Genomic DNA, 2,804 nt, shown 5'->3' with positions numbered 1-2,804 from the left:
AACAAAATAAAATGTAACTTCAAATACTAAAGAAAAAAGTCCTATGGATGAATTGAAAAGCTTGATTGGTTTAACCAATGCTAAGCAACAGGCTATAGATTTTATTAGGGTTCATCAGGTTAACAATTTTAAAAAAGAAAGAGGATTGGATATTAAGGATACGACTCTTCACTCTGTTTATAAAGGGAATCCAGGGACTGGTAAAACAACTGTAGCTAGATTAATAGCGAAAATTTTAGCACAAGAAAATATTATAAAAAAAGATTTATTAGTAGAAGTTTCTAGACAGGATTTAGTTGCAGGATTTGTTGGGCAGACGGCAATAAAAACGGAAAATGTTCTAAAGTCAGCATTAGGCGGAGTACTTTTTATTGATGAAGCATATACATTATATAGTAAATCTGAAAAGGATTATGGATTAGAAGCGATAGAAACTATTTTAAAATTTATGGAAGATAATAGAGATGACATAATGATTATTTTTGCTGGATATACTAAAGAGATGAATGATTTAATTAGTATGAATCCTGGACTTGAATCGAGAATTCAAAATGAGATTATATTTGAAGATTACACGTTATCAGAAATGGCATTAATTGGAGAAAAAATGCTCTATGAATATAGTTTTAATAAAGATGTTTATGAAATGAAACTCAAAGAAAAAATTGGACAACAAAAGATAAATAGTAATGCAAGATTTGTTAGGAACTTAAATGATAAAATATTAAGAAATCAAGCGAATAGAATTATTGAAGATGATGTTATGAATGAAGAATATAATTTAATAAGAGATGTAGATATTCTTAATGTTTAGAATGAAATCAAAAGTATATATGTGAAATGTCCTAAATCCCCTACTATTACTAAAATTAATAGTAGGGGATTTTAATCGGTCTCAATTTATATAAAATATACTTTCTTTAACTTATTTTATATTGTTTGGAATTTAACATTCAATTGATTATTTAATTAAGATACAATTATAAATGCAAAATAAAATTGAGGAGTGTAAAAATGAAAAAGTTATTATTAATATCTTTCAGTGTAGGTTTGTTACTATCTGCGTGTAGTTTTGGCAGTGATGCGTCTAATAAAAAAGAAGCTAAATTTGGAGAAATGATGAACGATGGTAAGAGAGTAAGTTTTGTATTAAAAAATAAAGATGAAGAATCAACGCCCGATAAAGACAATCCTATCGTTGCATACATATTTACAAATGATGGTAAATCGACGACCTATGACGCTCACAGTGGAAAGTATGATTTGGGAGATATGAAAGATAAATCTCAAGATGAAATTTTAAAGATAGCGAAAAAAGAGGATAAAGAAAATATAAAAAAACAAAGAAAAGAATATTTAGGCGATGCAAGAAATGACAAAGATGTACAAAAAACAAATTATGAAGAATCAATCAAATTACGAGGAAAAGATTCATCGATTACTAAACAAGAAAAAAGAATGCTTGAAAGTGATGAAAAAATATATAATGATTTGAAAAAATTAAAGTATACAGAACCTAAAGAACGTGATTTGAAAATTGAAGTAGAAGAGGATGGTACAGGTAATGATACTGAAAAAGAAAGATTCTATGCGTTTCCAAGATATGTAGATGCTGATTCATATGAATTTGTTAAAGATGCTAAAGAAATAAATGACGTTATGATGTATGAAATGGATAATTCTAACAAAAATATAACCGTTTATGACGATAAATATGCTTATTTGAGTAGCAGTGATTCGGGTGACGATAGATACTATCTAGCAACTAAAGTTGGTAAGAAATCAGAAAAAAGTGCGCTTGATAAACCAGATAGTAAGTATGTTAAAAGAGAAGATTAAGTTTAAAATAACCACCTAAACATTTTTTGTTAGGTGGTTTTATTTATTATGATGATGGTTTTAGATACGTTTGTATTGCTTGTAAGACGACTTTTTTTAAGTTGTCTTGTAGTTCATCTTTATAATTATGTTCACGCTCATTAAGGTCTAATGCACGTATCTGTAGCGTGTCTATAACGCCTGTAACCAATCCTTTTTTAGTTTTAACTTCAATATCTAATGGATAACGTTTTTCACGATTTGTGATTGGTAATACCCAAACAAAGTTCGTACCATCGATGGTCATTTGGTTGTTTACAATTAAGCATGGTCTGACTTTTTGTTTTTCACGACCTCGTGTGGGGTCTAGGTCGATGTAGTAGATATCAAATTGTTTGATGCTCATATTTCACGACCTACACTCTCTCCAAAGTCAATTTCGGGTTCAGTGTATTTACCACCATTTTTGAAAAAGTTTGTGATTTCATCTTCAATCGATTGTTCTTTTTTAGTGATGAATAAACCGCCATCTACTTGTTGTACTTCGACTTTATCCCCTACCTCAAAATCAGTGAGTTGGATTGTTTGTTTGCCTAAACTAATTGCTTTGCTGTTACCACTTTTGAAGATACGTTCAGATGTTTTGTTCATATCATTTAATGTTTTGACCATTTATCTCATCTCCTTGATAACATTAGTTTAACATTTTGTACTTACTTATGTAAATACATATAGTTGTTAATAACCTCACATCCATAAATTGTATTGTTGATTATAGCACTTTTTTATAACTATATTTTATGAGACCAATAATTTAATGAACAAAATCCTACCATAAATACTAAAATGGCTATAACAATTAAATGATTATAACTAAATAACAGTAATACTAATGTCATTAAAACCATTGAAATCAAATCTATAAAGTATTTCATTGTTCTCTTTAAACGTAAAAATTTTTTAGGTACATCTTCCTCAAAATTAAC

At 28.6% G+C, this 2,804-nt stretch carries 5 protein-coding genes; 2 read left to right on the top strand and 3 right to left on the bottom strand.

Annotated features, from left to right (window positions below):
* Nucleotides 1–43 precede the first annotated feature (43 nt).
* Both AC2D8K_RS12490 and AC2D8K_RS12485 read left to right on the top strand, forming a co-directional pair.
* Nucleotides 44–814, top strand: coding sequence for an AAA family ATPase (locus AC2D8K_RS12490; protein WP_484698818.1), 771 nt, complete (start codon nucleotides 44–46; stop codon nucleotides 812–814).
* Between the two features lie 200 nt (nucleotides 815–1,014).
* Complete coding sequence (locus tag AC2D8K_RS12485; protein ID WP_484698816.1) at nucleotides 1,015–1,839, top strand: hypothetical protein; 825 nt, start codon at nucleotides 1,015–1,017, stop codon at nucleotides 1,837–1,839.
* Between the two features lie 46 nt (nucleotides 1,840–1,885).
* Here the strand turns inward: AC2D8K_RS12485 and AC2D8K_RS12480 are convergent, their stop codons facing one another.
* From AC2D8K_RS12480 to AC2D8K_RS12470, 3 genes are all read right to left on the bottom strand, one after another.
* Complete coding sequence (locus tag AC2D8K_RS12480) at nucleotides 1,886–2,224, bottom strand: type II toxin-antitoxin system PemK/MazF family toxin (RefSeq protein WP_162154839.1); 339 nt, start codon at nucleotides 2,222–2,224, stop codon at nucleotides 1,886–1,888.
* Nucleotides 2,221–2,469, bottom strand: coding sequence for an AbrB/MazE/SpoVT family DNA-binding domain-containing protein (locus tag AC2D8K_RS12475; protein WP_095325081.1), 249 nt, complete (start codon nucleotides 2,467–2,469; stop codon nucleotides 2,221–2,223). The genes AC2D8K_RS12480 and AC2D8K_RS12475 overlap by 4 nt, the downstream gene beginning before the upstream one ends.
* A gap of 140 nt (nucleotides 2,470–2,609) precedes the next feature.
* The coding region (locus AC2D8K_RS12470; RefSeq protein ID WP_484698814.1) for a hypothetical protein at nucleotides 2,610–2,804 on the bottom strand (195 nt) is incomplete at its 5' end.

This window comes from Staphylococcus sp. 510, from assembly GCF_057219715.1.
Note: the sequence above shows the minus strand (reverse complement) of the source record. Positions and strands in the feature narration are given on the sequence as shown.